The sequence below is a fragment of the Streptomyces sp. NPDC103540 genome, from assembly GCF_055584445.1.
The window spans coordinates 43,558-59,786 of record NZ_JBVJMA010000001.1 but is presented as its reverse complement, the minus strand read 5'-3'; the positions used below and the strand labels follow the sequence as shown (position 1 = coordinate 59,786).

Sequence of the window (16,229 nt, the reverse complement as noted above, 5' to 3'; positions counted from 1 at the left end):
CGCCCGAAGCGGCCGGTACGACCGAAAGGGGCCCGCGCCATCCCGGTGCGGGCCCCTTTCGCGGCACGCCCCATTGACACGCGCGCGGGGTGATCGTGAGCCTGTCGTCCGAAGCTTCGGTAGCTTCGGTTGCAGACGACGCCCAGGGGGGCACATGAGGCAACGCGCGAGAACGATCCTCGCCGCAAGCGCACTCGTCATCGGCACCACACTCGCCGCGTTACCCGCCGCGGCCCAGCCCGCTCCCGGCCCCGCTCCCGGCCCCGCTCCCGGCCCCGGCGCCGCCTCCGGCGCCGACGAGGTACGCGTCTACGACGCCGACATCACCCGGGAACAGGTCCCGCTCGTCCTCGCCGCGGGCCAGGACGCCCACGAACTCTCCGAACGCGCACCCGAGTCCGGCACCGCCAAGGTCGAGCTGTTCCTCACCGGCGAGCAGGCGAAGTCGCTCGCGGCCCAGGGCATCGGGCTCGCGGAGCGCAAGGCCCCCGATCGGGGACTGGCCCGCGACCGGGCCGCGGGGGACGGCGTCTTCCGGCCCTACAGCGGCAAGGGCGGACTCCAGGAGGAGATCCTGGCGACGGCCCGGGCCAACCCGGGTCTGACCAAGGTCGTGTCCATCGGCAAGACCGTCCGGGGCAAGGACATCCTCGCCCTCAAGGTCACCCGGGACGCGGCCAGGGCGAAGGACGGCGACAAACCGTCCGTCCTCTACATGTCCAACCAGCACGCCCGTGAGTGGATCACCCCCGAGATGACCCGGCGGCTGATGCACCACACGCTCGACAACTACGGCAAGGACCCGAGGATCACCAGGCTGGTGGACTCCACCGAGCTGTGGTTCCTGCTCTCGGCCAACCCCGACGGCTACGACCACACCTTCACCGCCGACAGCGCCCGCCTGTGGCGCAAGAACCTCCGGGACAACAACGGCGACGGGAAGATCACCGCCGGCGACGGCGTCGACCTCAACCGGAACTTCGCCTACAAGTGGGGCTACGACAACGAGGGTTCCTCGCCGAGCCCGTCGAGCGAGACCTACCGCGGCCCCGCGGCCTCCTCCGAGCCCGAGACCAAGGCCCTGGACGCCTTCCAGAAGCGCGTCGGCTTCCGGTACGCGATCAACTACCACTCCGCGTCCGAACTGATCCTCTACGGGGTCGGCTGGCAGGTCGCGACCCCGACCCCGGACGACGTCGCCTACCGGACCCTCGCCGGCACCCCGGAGAACCCGGCCGTCCCCGGCTACCACCCCCAGCTGTCCTCCGAGCTCTACACGACCAACGGCGAGGCCGACGGGCACGCGGCCAACGCCAACGGCATCATGATGTTCACCCCCGAGATGACGACCTGCCAGACGGCGTCCGCCCTCGACCCGAACGACCGCTGGAAGCCCGAGGACTGCGCGTCCGGGTTCAACTTCCCCGACGACGAGAAGCTGATCCAGGACGAGTTCGCCAAGAACATCCCCTTCGCGCTGACCGTCGGCGAGAGCGCGGCGCACCCCGACCGACCGGCCTCCGCAGTCGGCCTGAGCGCCCCCGACTTCACCGCGGACCCCTTCACCACCTCCTACGTGACGCGCGGCGAGGACCAGACCGTCTCCGTCACCGCCCGCAAGTCGCTGCGCGACAAGACGCTGCACTTCCGCGTCAACGGCGGTCGCACCCACACCGACGAACTCAAGGCCTGGAAGGGCGGCGAGGTCTACGGCGGCGAGGACAACAACTGGTTCGACGAGTACCGCGCCAAGGTCGACGGGACCAGGCCCGGCGACAGGGTCGAGGTCTGGTTCTCCGGCCGCGACCGCGCCGACCGGAAGGTCACCGGCGGGAACTTCACCTTCACCGTGGCCGAGCGCCCCCGCGCGGACGTCCTGGTGATCGCGGAGGAGGGAGCGAAGGCCGTGCACGCCCAGGGCTACGTCGACGCCCTGCGCGCCAACGGCAGGTCCGCCGCCGTCTGGGACGTCGCCACCCAGGGCGCCCCGCACCACCTGGGCGTCCTCGCGCACTTCACCACCGCCGTCCACTACACCGGGGCCAAGACCCCCGGCGGGGACACCCAGCTCGCCGTGCGCGACTTCCTCAACGAGGGCGGCAAACTGATCGAGGCCGGTGAACTGGCGGGCGGCAACGCCCAGGTCGGCCGCGCCGTCACCAACGACTTCAGCCAGTACTGGCTCGGCGCCTACGGCCGGGCGAGCGTCACCGGACCGACCGGCTTCACCGGCGACGGCGCCCTCGGCGGCGCGGCCGGCGGCCTCGGCGACGCGGCGGGCAACCCGCTCAACGCCCCCGGCGCCTACACCGTCACCTCCGACACGCTGCCGGCCGCGCAGTTCCCGCAGTTCAAGAGCGCGCAGTCGGGCCGGTACGCCGGCGTGGCGAACCCGTACGCCCCCTACGCGGGCACCGGCATGGCCTCGGCCACGCACGAGGACGACGACTGGAAGCGGCTCACGCGCACGATCGACCTCACCGGGGTCACCGCCGCCGACCGGCCGCAGCTGAGGATGGCCCTCAACTGGAACACCGAGGAGGGCTACGACCACGCCCTCCTGGAGGCCCGCACCGCCGGCGGCGACGACTGGACCACACTTCCGGACGCGGGCGGGCTGAGCTCCGCCACAGTTCCGACGGAGTGCGCCGCCGGATTCTTCGTCAACGGCCACCCGTTCCTGCGGCGCTACCTCACGCTGGACTCCTCGGGCTGCACGGCGCGTGGTCAGAGCGGCGCGTGGAACAGCTTCACCGGCTCCTCCGGCGGTTGGAAGCAGGTCTCCTTCGACCTGAGCGCCTACGCGGGCAAGTCCGTCGAGGTGTCCCTGTCCTCCGTCACCGACCCCGGATCCGGCGGTCGCGGCGTCTTCGCCGACGAGGCGCGGGTGTCCGCGGGCGGCTCCGACCAGGCCGTCGAGGGGTTCGAGACCTCCCTCGGGGCCTGGAGCACCGGGCCCGCGCCGGCCGGAAGTCCCGATGTCCCGGGCGATTGGTCCCGTACCGGCGAGCTGTTCAAGTCCTTCGCCTCGGTCACTACGCGTGACACGGTGCTCCTCGGCTTCGGCCTGGAACACGTGCCCGCGGCGAAGGACCGCGCCCTACTCGTAGGTAAGGCCCTCAGGTCCCTGAACCGCTGACCTGCGACCCCTTCCCCCGTCACCCTGCGTGACGGGGGCGAAAGTCCCCGGAGCCCCGTGCCGGAGCGGGTGGTACAGGGCTCCGGGGAGTGTCAGGCCCCGGTCGATGTCACTCCGAAGCTCACGGAGAGGTAGGGTCATAAGCGGTCGGGGACATCCCATACAGCTCGCCGGCGGACAGGCCGGCGCACCAACGAGGAGATCGGTTCGTGACGATCCGCGTAGGCATCAACGGTTTTGGCCGCATTGGCCGCAACTACTTCCGGGCACTCCTGGAGCAGGGAGCGGACATCGAGATCGTCGGTGTCAACGACCTGACTGACAACGCCACCCTGGTGCACCTGCTCAAGTACGACACCATCCTGGGCCGCCTCAAGGCAGAGGTCTCCCACACCGACGACACGATCACCGTCGGTGGCAACACCTTCAAGACCTTCGCCGAGCGCGACCCCGCGAACCTCCCCTGGGGCGAGCTGGGCGCCGACATCGTCATCGAGTCGACCGGCATCTTCACGAAGAAGGCCGACGCCGCCAAGCACATCGCGGCCGGCGCGAAGAAGGTCCTCATCTCGGCTCCGGCCAAGGACGAGGACATCACGATCGTGATGGGCGTCAACCAGGACAAGTACGACGCGGCCAACCACCACGTCATCTCCAACGCCTCCTGCACCACCAACTGCGTGGCGCCGATGGCCAAGGTCCTCCTGGAGAACTTCGGCATCGTCAAGGGCATGATGACGACGGTCCACGCCTACACCAACGACCAGCGCATCCTGGACTTCCCGCACTCGGACCTGCGCCGCGCCCGCGCCGCCGCCGAGAACATCATCCCGACGACCACCGGTGCCGCCAAGGCCACCGCCCTGGTCATCCCGGAGCTGGCGGGCAAGCTCGACGGCATCGCGATGCGCGTCCCGGTCCCCACCGGTTCCGTGACCGACCTGGTCATCGAGCTGGAGCGCGAGGTGACCAAGGACGAGGTCAACACGGCCTTCCAGAAGGCCGCCGAGGGCCAGCTGAAGGGCATCCTCGACTACACCGAGGACGCGATCGTCTCCTCCGACATCGTGAACTGGCCCGCCTCCTGCACCTTCGACTCCTCCCTGACGATGGTCCAGGGCAAGAGCGTCAAGGTCGTCGGCTGGTACGACAACGAGTGGGGCTACTCCAACCGACTCGTCGACCTCACCGTCTTCGTCGGCGGCCAGCTCTAGGCGGTCGGCTCCAAGAAACGTAGGGCAAGGCACAACGATGTGAGCACAGGGTCCGCTCGGCGCGATGAGGCGCCGTTCGGGCCCTGTCGCTTGCCTGGCCCTCCCGTCCTCGCCCTCCGGGTGAAGGTCTCCTAAGGAGTAGGAAACACATGAAGACGATCGACGAACTGCTCGCCGAGGGCGTCGCCGGCAAGCGGGTCTTCGTCCGCGCCGACCTCAACGTGCCGTTGGCGAACGGTGAGATCACCGACGACGGTCGCATCCGCGCCGTCCTGCCGACCATCGCGAAGCTCGCCGAAGCCGGCGCCCGTGTGGTCGTCGCCTCCCACCTGGGCCGGCCCAAGGGCGCCCCGGACCCGGCCTTCTCGCTGGCCCCGGCCGCCAAGCGGCTCGGCGAACTGCTCGGCGCGGACGTGGCGTTCGCCACCGACACCGTCGGCGCCTCCGCCAAGGAGACCGTCGCGGCCCTCGCCGACGGACAGGTCGCCGTCATCGAGAACCTGCGCTTCAACGCCGGCGAGACCTCGAAGGACGCCGCCGAGCGCGGTGCCTTCGCGGACGAGCTGGCCGCGCTGGCCGACCTCTACGTCGGCGACGGCTTCGGCGCCGTGCACCGCGCCCACGCCTCGGTCGTCGACCTGCCCGCGCGCCTGCCGCACGCGGCCGGGTACCTCATCGCCACCGAGGTCGGCGTCCTGAAGAAGCTCACCGCCGACGTCAAGCGCCCGTACGCGGTCGTCCTCGGCGGCGCCAAGGTCTCCGACAAGCTCGCCGTCATCGACGAGCTGCTCGGCAAGGCCGACCGCATCCTCATCGGCGGCGGCATGGCGTACACCTTCCTCAAGGCCCAGGGGCACGAGGTCGGCATCTCCCTGCTCCAGGAAGACCAGCTGGACAAGGTCACGGAGTACATGGAGCGCGCGAAGGCGACCGGCGTCGAGCTGGTGCTCCCCGTCGACGTCCTCGTCTCCGCCGAGTTCCCCGACCTGAAGACCAAGGCCCCGGCCGTCTTCGAGACCGTCGACGCGGACAAGATCCCCGCCGACAAGGAGGGGCTGGACATCGGCCCCGCGACGCGTGAGCTGTACGCGTCGAAGATCGCGGACGCCGAGACCGTCTTCTGGAACGGTCCCGTGGGCGTCTTCGAACACCCCGACTACGCGAACGGCACGAAGGCCGTCGCCCAGGCCCTCGTCGACAGCGACGCCTTCACCGTGGTCGGCGGTGGCGACAGTGCCGCCGCCGTCCGCATCCTGGGCTTCGACGAGAATGCCTTCGGCCACATCTCGACCGGTGGCGGCGCCAGCCTCGAATACCTCGAAGGCAAGACGCTCCCCGGCCTCGCCGCCCTGGAGGGCTGAACCCATATGACCACCGTGAACGGCCGCACCCCGCTGATGGCGGGCAACTGGAAGATGAACCTCAACCACCTCGAGGCCATCGCCCACACCCAGAAGCTCGCCTTCTCCCTCGCCGACAAGGACTTCGACGCCGTCGAGGTCGCGGTGCTCGTCCCCTTCGTCGACCTGCGCTCGGTGCAGACCCTCGTCGAGGCCGACAAGCTGAAGATCAAGTACGGCGCCCAGGACGTCTCGGCGCACGACTCCGGTGCCTACACCGGCGAGATCTCCGGCCCGATGCTCTCGAAGCTGGGCTGCGCCTACGTGGCCGTCGGCCACAGCGAGCGCCGCCAGTACCACGCCGAGAGCGACGAGATCTGCAACGCCAAGGTCAAGGCCGCCTACAAGCACGGGATCACCCCGATCCTGTGCGTCGGCGAGGGCCTCGACATCCGCAAGGCCGGTCAGCAGGTCCAGTACACGCTGAACCAGGTGGACGGCGGCCTCAAGGACCTCCCGGCCGAGCAGGCCGAGTCCATCGTGATCGCGTACGAGCCCGTCTGGGCCATCGGGACCGGCGAGGTCGCCACCCCGGAGGACGCCCAGGAGGTCTGCGGGGCGATCCGCGGCCGGCTCGCCGAGCTGTACTCCCAGGAGCTGGCCGACAAGGTTCGCATCCAGTACGGCGGCTCCGTGAAGTCCGGCAACATCGCCGCGATCATGGCCCAGCCCGACGTCGACGGCGCCCTGGTCGGCGGCGCGGCGCTGGACGTGGACGAGTTCGTCAAGATCGTCCGCTTCCGCGACCAGTGAAGCGACCGGTGAGTATGCGGTAGGACGGATCCGTCGTACCCTTGCGGGGGCCGGAGGCTGCACGGGCAGCCACCGGCCCCCGCTTCATCCCAGCAGCATCCGCAAGCCCAGAAAGTAGGAATCAGCCGTGGTTATGGGGTTCTCGATCGCCCTGATCGTCTTCAGCGCTCTGCTGATGCTGCTCGTGCTGATGCACAAGGGCAAGGGCGGCGGCCTGTCCGACATGTTCGGTGGCGGCATGCAGTCCTCCGTCGGCGGTTCCTCGGTGGCCGAGCGCAACCTCGACCGCATCACGGTCGTCGTCGGCCTGCTCTGGTTCGCCTGCATCGTGGCGCTCGGCCTCCTGATGAAGTCGAGCGGCTGACCGGTTCTCGTCATTCCGGCGGTCCCGCCCCCCGTGGCGGCCCTATCCTGAGCTCCGGCGCCCCTCCTTCCGTTTGTTGCGAGCGGGTTGGGCCCTACGGAGACCGGGGCGCCCTCGGCGGGTATACCCTCACGCTTGGCGGCACCATCACGCAGGGAGTTACGACCGTGGCAAGTGGCAACGCGATTCGTGGAAGTCGGGTCGGAGCCGGGCCGATGGGCGAGGCCGAGCGCGGGGAATCCGCGCCCCGTCTGCGCATCTCCTTCTGGTGCTCGAACGGGCACGAGACGCAGCCCAGCTTCGCCAGCGACGCGCAGGTCCCCGACACCTGGGACTGCCCGCGCTGCGGGTTCCCGGCCGGCCAGGACCGGGACAACCCGCCCGCTCCGCCGCGCACCGAACCGTACAAGACCCACCTCGCGTACGTGCGGGAGCGCCGCACCGACGCCGACGGCGAGGCGATCCTCGCCGAGGCCCTCGCCAAGCTGCGCGGCGAGATCTGAGGCTCGGCCTGAGCCGGGGCCACACTCAAGAGTGACTCGGGGTCCGGCCCGTGGGAGTACGAATCCCGCGGGCCGGACCCCTTTGTGTGCGTTGTCCCCCTTCGGATCCCTTAGGTTGGTCGCGGCGGGGCACAACAGGACGGAAGAAGTGGGTTGATGTCCGAGATGAACGCAGACAGCCGCATGAGGCTCAACCGGACGCCGCAGTGGCAGGCACTCGGCAAGCACCGGGAAGAGCTGGGGCAGACGCATCTGCGGGAGCTTTTCGAGTCGAACCCCGAGCGGGGCACCGGCTACACGCTGCGGGTCGGGGACCTGCACATCGACTATTCGAAGCACCTCGTCACGGACCGGACGCTGGAGCTGCTCCGCGACCTGGCCGCCGCGACGGGCGTGAGCGCCCTGCGCGACGCGATGTTCCGCGGCGAGAAGATCAACACGACCGAGGACCGGGCGGTCCTGCACACCGCGCTGCGCGCCGAGCGCGACGCGGTGATCGAGGTCGACGGGGAGAACGTCGTCCCCGGCGTGCACGCCGTCCTCGACAAGATGGCCGCCTTCTCCGACCGGATCAGGTCGGGGGAGTGGACCGGGTTCACCGGCAAGCGCATCAAGAACGTGGTCAACATCGGCATCGGCGGCTCCGACCTGGGCCCCGCGATGGCGTACGAGACCCTGCGGTCCTTCACCGACCGCGGCCTGACCCTGCGCTTCGTCTCCAACGTGGACGGCGCCGACCTGCACGAGGCCGTGCGGGAACTGGACCCGGCCGAGACGCTGTTCATCATCGCCTCCAAGACCTTCACCACCATCGAGACCATCACCAACGCCACCTCGGCGCGGGAATGGCTGCTCGGTGGTCTGGGCGGCGACCAGGCCGCCGTGGCACGGCACTTCGTGGCCCTGTCCACCAACGCCGAGAAGGTCACCGAGTTCGGCATCGATCCGGCCAACATGTTCGAGTTCTGGGACTGGGTCGGCGGCCGGTACTCCTTCGACTCGGCCATCGGCCTGTCCCTGATGATCGCGATCGGCCCGGACGCCTTCCGCGAGCTGCTCGGCGGCTTCCACGCGATGGACGAGCACTTCCGCACGGCGCCGATCGAGAGCAACGCCCCCTTCCTGCTGGGCCTGTTGGGCATCTGGTACGGGGCATTCTTCGACGCGCAGTCGCACGCGGTGCTGCCGTACAGCCACTACCTCTCCCGCTTCACGGCCTACCTCCAGCAGTTGGACATGGAGTCCAACGGCAAGTCCGTCGACCGTGAGGGCGAGCCGGTGGACTGGCAGACCGGCCCGGTGGTGTGGGGCACGCCCGGCACCAACGGCCAGCACGCCTACTACCAGTTGATCCACCAGGGCACCCGGGTGATCCCGGCGGACTTCATCGGCTTCGCCCGCCCCGTCGCCGAGCTGCCGCCCGCCCTGGAGGCCCAGCACGACCTGCTGATGGCGAACTTCTTCGCCCAGACGCAGGCCCTGGCCTTCGGCAAGACCGCCGACGAGGTCCGCGCGGAGGGCGTCGCCGAGGAACTGGTCCCGCACAAGACCTTCCAGGGCAACCACCCGACGACCACGATCCTGGCGGGCGAGCTCACCCCGGCGGTGCTGGGCCAGCTGATCGCCCTCTACGAGCACAAGGTGTTCGTCCAGGGCGCGGTGTGGAACATCGACTCCTTCGACCAGTGGGGCGTGGAGCTCGGCAAGGTCCTGGCCAAGCGCCTGGAGCCCGCCCTGACGGAGGGTTCGGACGTGGCGGACCTCGATCCCTCGACCCGCGCCCTCGTGGCCGCCTACCGCGAACTGCGCGGCCGCTGACGGGAATCCGACGGCGGCCCGCGCGGCCGCCGCGCACGGCCCCGTACGCACGACGAGAGCGCCCCCGCACCGACCGGTGCGGGGGCGCTCTCGCGTCGTTCGGGTCAGGCGGACGCCGGCGGGTAGAGCCCGGTCGGCAGCTTCGCGGCGGCGGCGCGGTCCAGCAGCCACAGGGTGCGGCTGCGGCCGTACGCGGCCGCGGCGGGGGCCTGGACCCCGCCCGCGCCGCCCAGCGCGATGGCCACCGCGCCCGCCTTGTCCTCACCGGCGGCCAGCAGCCAGACCTCGCGGGCCGCGCGGATCGCCGGGAGGGTCAGCGAGACCCGGGTGGGCGGGGGCTTCGGGGCGCCGTGGACGCCGACGACGGTGCGCTCGGTCTCGCGGGAGGCCGGGTGCTCCGGGAAGAGGGAGGCCACGTGCGTGTCCGGGCCCACCCCGAGCATCAGGACGTCGAAGCGGGGGACCGGGCCGTGGTCCTCGGGGCCGGCGGCCCGCGCCAGCTCGGCGGCGTACGCGGCCGCCGCGGCGTCCACGTCGGCGCCGTACGGGCCGTCGGAGGCGGGCATCACGTGCACGCGCGCGGGGTCCACCGGGACGGAGTCCAGGAGGGCCTCACGGGCCTGTACGTGGTTGCGCTCGGGGTCGTCGGCGGGGACGTAGCGCTCGTCGCCCCACCACAGGTCGAGCCGGGACCAGTCGACCGCGTCCCGCGCCGGTGCGGCGGACAGGGCCGCGAGCAGGCCGTTGCCGTTGCGACCGCCGGTCAGGACCACGGAGGCGCTGCCCCGGGCGGCCTGCGCGTCCACGATCTTCGTGATGAGCCGGGCCGCCGCGGCCTGGGCCATCAGCTCCTTGTCCCGGTGGACGACGACCTGGGGAGTCGTCATACCCATGTGCTGCCGCCTTGTCGATAGTGCGGTGGGTGGTGCCGTGCGGTGGTGCGGTGGTGCGGGTGACGACCGCGGCGCGGGCCCCCCGCCCGCCCCCTCCCGGGGAACGGGACGGGCGGGCGGACCCGCGCCGGGCCGGCGTACGGCCGGTCCGCGACTACTTGGTCGCGGCCTTCTTCGCGGCGGGCTTGGCCGCGCGCTTGGGAGCCTCGGCCCCCTCCTCGGCCCGCGGGGCCTCGGAGCGGTCCTCGTCCCGGTCAGCCGGCTTCGCGGCGGCGACCGGGGCCGCGGCCCTGGCGGCGGACTCCTCCAGACGGGTCACGCCGAACTTCAGCGAGGACTCGTAGGTGTTGTCCGGGTCCAGCCGGCGCAGCTCCTCCGCCAGCAGCTCGGCCGTGTCGCGGCGCTTGAGCGCCACCGCGCGGTCGGGCTGACCCGGCATGCACAGCGTGGCCAGCGCGCCGTCGGCCCGGTCCAGGACGATCTCGCCGTCCTTCGTCGTGAGCCGGACCGCGGTCAGGCCCGGACCACCGGACAGGGTGCGCTGGACCGGGACGCCGAGGCGGTCCGCCAGCCACATGGCCAGCAGCTCGCAGCTCGGGTTCTCGTCCTCGCCCTCGACGGTCGCGGAGAGCACGGACACCGACTGCTGGTCCAGTGCCGCCGCCAGCATCGAGCGCCACGGAGTGATCCGGGTCCAGGACAGGTCCGTGTCACCGGGCGCGTACGCCGAGGCCCGCGCGGCGAGGGCGCCGATCGGGTGCTCCAGGGAGTACGTGTCCGTGATCCGACGCTGGCCCAGCGCACCCAGCGGGTCGCCCGCCAGGTCCGAGGGGGCGCCCTCCGGCCACCAGACCACCACGGGGGCGTCCGGCAGGAGGAGCGGGAGAACCACCGACTGGGCGTGGTTGACCAGTTCGCCGTGCAGGCGCAGCACAACCGTTTCGCCGGTGCCCGAGTCCGCCCCGACGCGGATCTCCGCGTCGAGTCGGGCCTCGCGGCGGCTGCGCGGTGAGCGGCTGACCCGCTTGACCACGACGACGATCCGCGACGGGTGTTCGTGGGACGCGTCGTTCGCCGATTTGAGCGCGTCGTACGCGTTCTCCTCGTCGGTCACGATCACCAGCGTGAGGACCATGCCGATGGCCGGCGTGCCGATGTCCCGGCGCGCCTGCACCAACGCGGCGTTGATCTTGCTGGAGGTGGTCTCCGTGAGGTCGATCTTCATGGCCGGCGCCAGCTCCGTCCGTCTCGTGCGAGCATCTCGTCCGCCTCGACCGGCCCCCAGGTGCCCGCCGGGTACTGCGCGGGCTTGCCGTGCTTGTCCCAGTACTCCTCGATCGGGTCGAGGATGTTCCAGGACAGTTCGACCTCCTGGTGACGCGGGAAGAGGTTCGCGTCGCCGAGGAGCACGTCGAGGATGAGCCGCTCGTAGGCCTCGGGGCTGGACTCCGTGAAGGACTCGCCGTACGCGAAGTCCATCGTCACGTCCCGGACCTCCATGGAGGTGCCGGGCACCTTGGAGCCGAAACGGACCGTGATCCCCTCGTCCGGCTGCACCCGGATGACCAGGGCGTTCTGCCCCAGTTCCTCGGTGGCGCCCGATTCGAACGGCAGGTACGGCGCCCGCTTGAAGACCACCGCGATCTCCGTCACCCGACGGCCCAGGCGCTTGCCCGTGCGCAGGTAGAACGGGACGCCCGCCCAGCGGCGGTTGTTGATCTCCAGGCGGATGGCCGCGTAGGTGTCGGTCTTCGACTTGGGGTCGATGCCGTCCTCTTCGAGGTACCCGACGACCTTCTCGCCACCCTGCCAGGCCGCCGAGTACTGGCCGCGCACGGTGTGCTTGCCCAGGTCCTCGGGGAGTTCCACGGCGGTGAGCACCTTGAGCTTCTCCGCGACCAGCGCCTTGGGGTGGAAGGAGCCGGGCTCCTCCATCGCGGTCAGCGCCAGCAGCTGGAGCAGGTGGTTCTGGATGACGTCGCGGGCGGCGCCGATGCCGTCGTAGTAGCCGGCGCGACCGCCGATGCCGATGTCCTCCGCCATGGTGATCTGCACGTGGTCCACGTAGGACCGGTTCCAGATCGGCTCGAACATCGTGTTGGCGAAGCGGAGCGCCAGGATGTTCTGGACGGTCTCCTTGCCGAGGTAGTGGTCGATCCGGAAGACCTCGTCACGGGGGAAGACCTCGTGGACGACCTTGTTCAGTTCCTCGGCGCTCTTGAGGTCGTGGCCGAAGGGCTTCTCGATGACGGCACGCCGCCAGGAGCCCTCCTTCTGCGCCAGACCGTGGTCCTTGAGCTGCTGGACCACCTTGGGGAAGAACTTCGGCGGGACCGACAGGTAGAAGGCGAAGTTGCCGCCCGTGCCCTGGGCCTTGTCGAGTTCCTCGATCGTCGACTTCAGCGTCTCGAAGGCGGCGTCGTCGTCGAAATCGCCCTGGACGAAGCGGCAGCCCTGCACCAGCTGCTGCCAGACCTCCTCACGGAAGGGGGTGCGCGCGTGCTCCTTGACGGCGTCGTGCACCTCCTGGGCGAAGTCCTCGTCCTGCCACTCGCGACGGGCGAAGCCGATCAGCGAGAAGCCCGGCGGCAGCAGGCCGCGGTTGGCGAGGTCGTAGACGGCGGGCATGAGCTTCTTGCGCGACAGGTCACCCGTAACGCCGAAAATGACCAGGCCGGACGGCCCCGCGATGCGCGGGAGCCGCCGGTCCTGTGCGTCACGAAGCGGGTTCGCTCCGTTCACCGACAAAATACTCAGTCCTCCGCGGGGGCGAGGCGCTTCAGCTCCGCCTCGGTCGACTTCAGCAGGTCGTTCCACGACGCCTCGAACTTCTCGACGCCTTCGTCTTCGAGCAGCTGCACCACATCGTCGTACGAGATGCCCAGCTTCGCGACCGCGTCGAGCTCGGCGCGCGCCTGCCCGTACGTGCCGCGGATGGTGTCGCCGGTGACCTCGCCGTGGTCGGCGGTGGCCTCCAGGGTCGCCTCGGGCATGGTGTTGACGGTGCCGGGGGCGACCAGGTCCACCACGTACAGGGTGTCCTTGTACGCCGGGTCCTTGACGCCGGTCGAGGCCCACAGCGGACGCTGCTTGTTGGCCTGCGCCTTGTCCAGCGCGGCCCAGCGCTCGCCGCCGAACACCTCTTCGTAGGCCTCGTAGGCCAGACGGGCGTTGGCGAGGGCCGCCTTGCCCTTCAGGGCCTTGGCCTCGTCGGTGCCGATGCCGTCCAGGCGCTTGTCGATCTCGGAGTCCACGCGGGACACGAAGAAGGAGGCCACGGAGTGGATCTTGGAGAGGTCGAGGCCCGCGGCCTTGGCCTTCTCCAGACCCGCCAGGTAGGCGTCCATGACCGCGCGGTAGCGCTCCAGGGAGAAGATCAGCGTGACGTTGACGCTGATGCCCCTGCCGATGACCTCGGTGATCGCCGGCAGGCCGGCCTTGGTCGCCGGGATCTTGATGAGCGTGTTCGGGCGGTCCACCAGCCAGGCGAGCTGCTTGGCCTCGGCGATGGTCGCCGTGGTCTCGTGCGCCAGGCGCGGGTCGACCTCGATCGACACGCGGCCGTCCTGGCCGTCCGTCGCGTCGTACACCGGGCGCAGGATGTCGGCGGCGTCGCGGACGTCCGCCGTGGTGATCATCCGGATCGCCTCGTCCACGGTGACCTTGCGGGCGGCGAGGTCGGCGAGCTGCTGCTCGTAACCGTCACCGCTGCTGATCGCCTTCTGGAAGATCGACGGGTTGGTGGTGACACCGACGACGTGCTGCTGGTCGATCAGCTCGGCCAGGTTGCCGGACGTGATGCGCTTGCGGGACAGGTCGTCCAGCCAGATCGCCACGCCCTCGTCAGAGAGGCGCTTCAGTGCGTCTGTCATGGGAATTGCATCTCCTACTTGTACTTGTAGCCGGTGTCAGCGCGCGTCGGCGGCGGCGAGGGATTCCTTGGCTGCCGCGGTCACGGCCTCGGCGGTGAGGCCGAACTCGCGGTACAGCACGGCGCCGTCGGCCGAGGCACCGAAGTGCTCCAGCGACACGATCCGGCCCGCGTCGCCGACGTAACGGTGCCAGGTCAGACCGATGCCCGCCTCGACCGCGACTCGGGCCTTGACGGAGGGCGGCAGGACGCTGTCCTTGTACTCCTGGTCCTGCTCCTCGAACCATTCGACGGACGGCATCGAGACCACGCGGGCCGGGACGCCCTCGGCCTGGAGGGCCTCGCGCGCCGCGACGGCGAGCTGGACCTCGGAGCCGGTGCCGATGAGCACGACCTGCGCGGGGCCGCCTTCGGCCTCGAACAGCACGTACCCGCCCTTGGCGGCGTCCTCGTTGCGCTCGTAGGTCGGCACGCCCTGACGGGTGAGCGCCAGACCGTGCGGGGCGCCCTTGCCGAACACCTTGGTGTGGCGGCGCAGGATCTCGCGCCAGGCGATGGCGGTCTCGTTCGCGTCGGCCGGGCGGACCACGTTCAGGCCCGGGATCGCGCGCAGCGAGGCGACGTGCTCGACCGGCTGGTGGGTCGGGCCGTCCTCGCCGAGGCCGATGGAGTCGTGCGTCCACACGTACGTCACCGGAAGGTGCATCAGCGCGGAGAGGCGGACGGCGTTGCGCATGTAGTCGGAGAACACCAGGAAGGTGCCGCCGTAGATGCGGGTGTGGCCGTGCAGCGCGATGCCGTTCATGGCCGCGGCCATGGAGTGCTCGCGGATGCCGAAGTGGATGGTGCGGCCGTACGGGTCGGCCTCCGGCAGCGGGTTGCCCACCGGCAGGAACGAGGAGTTCTTGTCGATGGTCGTGTTGTTCGAGCCGGCGAGGTCGGCCGAGCCGCCCCACAGCTCCGGGATGACGGCGCCGAGCGCCTCCAGCACCTTGCCGGACGCGGCGCGGGTGGCGACGCCCTTGCCGGTCTCGAAGACGGGGAGCTTGTCCTCCCAGCCCTCGGGCAGCTCGTTGGCCTCGACGCGGTCGAACTCGGCGGCGCGCTGCGGGTTCGCGGAGCGCCAGGCGGCGAACTCCTTCTCCCAGGCGGCGCGGGCGTCACGGCCGCGGTCGCCGAGGGCGCGGGTGTGGGCGATGACCGCGTCGGAGACCTCGAAGGTCTGCTCCGGGTCGAAGCCGAGCACGCGCTTGGTCGCGGCGACCTCGTCGTTGCCGAGGGCCGAGCCGTGGGAGGCCTCGGTGCCCTGGGCGTGCGGGGCCGGCCAGGCGATGATCGAGCGGGCCGCGATGAAGGACGGACGGCCCGTCTCGGCCTTCGCCGCCCGGAGGGCCGCGTAGAGCGCCTTCGGGTCGAGGTCGCCGTTCTCCTGCTGCTCGACGCGCTGGACGTGCCAGCCGTACGCCTCGTAGCGCTTCATGGTGTCCTCGGAGACGGCCGTCTCCGTGTCACCCTCGATGGAGATGTGGTTGTCGTCCCACAGCAGGACCAGGTTGCCGAGCTTCTGGTGGCCGGCCAGCGCGGACGCCTCGTGGGAGATGCCCTCCTGGAGGCAGCCGTCGCCCGCGATCGCGTAGACCATGTGGTCGAACGGGGAGGTGCCGGGGGCGGCCTCCGGGTCGAACAGGCCGCGCTCGTAGCGGGCGGCCATGGCCATGCCCACCGCGTTCGCCACACCCTGGCCGAGCGGGCCGGTCGTGGTCTCGACGCCCGCCGTGTGGCCGTACTCCGGGTGGCCGGGGGTCTTGGAACCCCAGGTGCGGAACGCCTTGAGGTCGTCCAGCTCCAGCCCGAAGCCGCCGAGGTAGAGCTGGGTGTAGAGGGTCAGGGACGAGTGCCCTGCGGAGAGCACGAAACGGTCGCGGCCGACCCACTGGGGGTCCGCCGGGTCGTGCCGCATGACCTTCTGGAAAAGGGTGTACGCGGCGGGGGCCAGGCTCATCGCCGTTCCCGGGTGGCCGTTCCCGACCTTCTGGACCGCGTCGGCGGCCAGGATGCGGGCGGTGTCGACGGCCCGCTGGTCCAGTTCGGTCCACTCGAGCTCTGTGGTGGTCGGCTTGGTGCTCACCGTTGGTCAGGGCTCCTCTCCACATGTTGTTTTCCCGGTGACGAACGGTGACACCGGCGCGATTCCGAGCCTACCCCCGCCAGGGCGTGCGGCTATTCGAGTGCCGGTAGTGCGTCGCCGGGTCGAAGCCCGCTGTTCATCTGTGC

12 protein-coding genes are annotated in these 16,229 nt (G+C 70.5%); 7 read left to right on the top strand and 5 right to left on the bottom strand.

Features of this window, described 5'->3' with window-relative positions:
• Window positions 1-154 precede the first annotated feature (154 nt).
• The 7 genes from ACZ6ZI_RS00270 (at window position 155) to pgi (ending at window position 9,191) form a co-directional block, all read left to right on the top strand.
• Entirely contained in the window at window positions 155-3,139 is a 2,985-nt protein-coding gene (locus tag ACZ6ZI_RS00270; protein ID WP_469513828.1) for a M14 family metallopeptidase, read from the top strand.
• 209 nt (window positions 3,140-3,348) lie between these two features.
• Entirely contained in the window at window positions 3,349-4,353 is a 1,005-nt protein-coding gene (gene gap / locus ACZ6ZI_RS00265) for a type I glyceraldehyde-3-phosphate dehydrogenase (RefSeq protein WP_362583638.1), read from the top strand.
• Between the two features lie 149 nt (window positions 4,354-4,502).
• Window positions 4,503-5,714, top strand: coding sequence for a phosphoglycerate kinase (locus ACZ6ZI_RS00260; protein ID WP_469513824.1), 1,212 nt, complete (start codon window positions 4,503-4,505; stop codon window positions 5,712-5,714).
• A 15-nt stretch (window positions 5,715-5,729) separates the two neighbouring features.
• Window positions 5,730-6,506, top strand: coding sequence for a triose-phosphate isomerase (gene tpiA, locus ACZ6ZI_RS00255; RefSeq protein ID WP_469515727.1), 777 nt, complete (start codon window positions 5,730-5,732; stop codon window positions 6,504-6,506).
• A gap of 133 nt (window positions 6,507-6,639) precedes the next feature.
• Window positions 6,640-6,870, top strand: coding sequence for a preprotein translocase subunit SecG (gene secG / locus ACZ6ZI_RS00250; RefSeq protein WP_363055811.1), 231 nt, complete (start codon window positions 6,640-6,642; stop codon window positions 6,868-6,870).
• 167 nt (window positions 6,871-7,037) lie between these two features.
• Entirely contained in the window at window positions 7,038-7,373 is a 336-nt protein-coding gene (locus ACZ6ZI_RS00245) for an RNA polymerase-binding protein RbpA (RefSeq protein WP_007263454.1), read from the top strand.
• A gap of 165 nt (window positions 7,374-7,538) precedes the next feature.
• Window positions 7,539-9,191: a glucose-6-phosphate isomerase gene (gene pgi / locus ACZ6ZI_RS00240; protein ID WP_469515724.1), complete on the top strand. Its 1,653-nt coding sequence runs from the start codon at window positions 7,539-7,541 to the stop codon at window positions 9,189-9,191.
• Window positions 9,192-9,295: 104 nt separating this feature from the next.
• Here the strand turns inward: pgi and pgl are convergent, their stop codons facing one another.
• The 5 genes from pgl to tkt form a co-directional block, all read right to left on the bottom strand.
• A complete protein-coding gene (pgl, locus tag ACZ6ZI_RS00235) occupies window positions 9,296-10,078 on the bottom strand; it encodes a 6-phosphogluconolactonase (protein ID WP_469513819.1) in 783 nt (260 codons plus the stop codon).
• A 160-nt stretch (window positions 10,079-10,238) separates the two neighbouring features.
• The gene (gene opcA, locus ACZ6ZI_RS00230; protein ID WP_469513816.1) at window positions 10,239-11,309 is read right to left on the bottom strand and encodes a glucose-6-phosphate dehydrogenase assembly protein OpcA; all 1,071 of its coding nucleotides are present in this window, start codon (window positions 11,307-11,309) and stop codon (window positions 10,239-10,241) included.
• Window positions 11,306-12,835 (bottom strand): glucose-6-phosphate dehydrogenase, encoded by a 1,530-nt coding sequence (gene zwf, locus ACZ6ZI_RS00225; RefSeq protein WP_363055809.1) that lies wholly within the window; start codon window positions 12,833-12,835, stop codon window positions 11,306-11,308. Before zwf ends, opcA begins: the two co-directional genes overlap by 4 nt.
• A gap of 2 nt (window positions 12,836-12,837) precedes the next feature.
• The gene (tal, locus tag ACZ6ZI_RS00220; RefSeq protein WP_363055712.1) at window positions 12,838-13,956 is read right to left on the bottom strand and encodes a transaldolase; all 1,119 of its coding nucleotides are present in this window, start codon (window positions 13,954-13,956) and stop codon (window positions 12,838-12,840) included.
• Between the two features lie 36 nt (window positions 13,957-13,992).
• Window positions 13,993-16,083: a transketolase gene (gene tkt / locus ACZ6ZI_RS00215; protein ID WP_469513812.1), complete on the bottom strand. Its 2,091-nt coding sequence runs from the start codon at window positions 16,081-16,083 to the stop codon at window positions 13,993-13,995.
• Between the last annotated feature and the right edge of the window lie 146 nt (window positions 16,084-16,229).

What these genes read in the sequence shown, in the direction of transcription:
- ACZ6ZI_RS00270 (WP_469513828.1), top strand. Translation starts at nt 155, where the DNA reads ATGAGGCAACGCGCGAGAACGATCCTCGCCGCAAGCGCACTCGTCATC.
- ACZ6ZI_RS00260 (WP_469513824.1), top strand. Translation starts at nt 4,503, where the DNA reads ATGAAGACGATCGACGAACTGCTCGCCGAGGGCGTCGCCGGCAAGCGG.
- secG (WP_363055811.1), top strand. Translation starts at nt 6,640, where the DNA reads ATGGGGTTCTCGATCGCCCTGATCGTCTTCAGCGCTCTGCTGATGCTG.
- pgi (WP_469515724.1), top strand. Translation starts at nt 7,539, where the DNA reads ATGAACGCAGACAGCCGCATGAGGCTCAACCGGACGCCGCAGTGGCAG.
- pgl (WP_469513819.1), bottom strand. Translation starts at nt 10,078, where the DNA reads ATGACGACTCCCCAGGTCGTCGTCCACCGGGACAAGGAGCTGATGGCC.
- opcA (WP_469513816.1), bottom strand. Translation starts at nt 11,309, where the DNA reads ATGAAGATCGACCTCACGGAGACCACCTCCAGCAAGATCAACGCCGCG.
- tal (WP_363055712.1), bottom strand. Translation starts at nt 13,956, where the DNA reads ATGACAGACGCACTGAAGCGCCTCTCTGACGAGGGCGTGGCGATCTGG.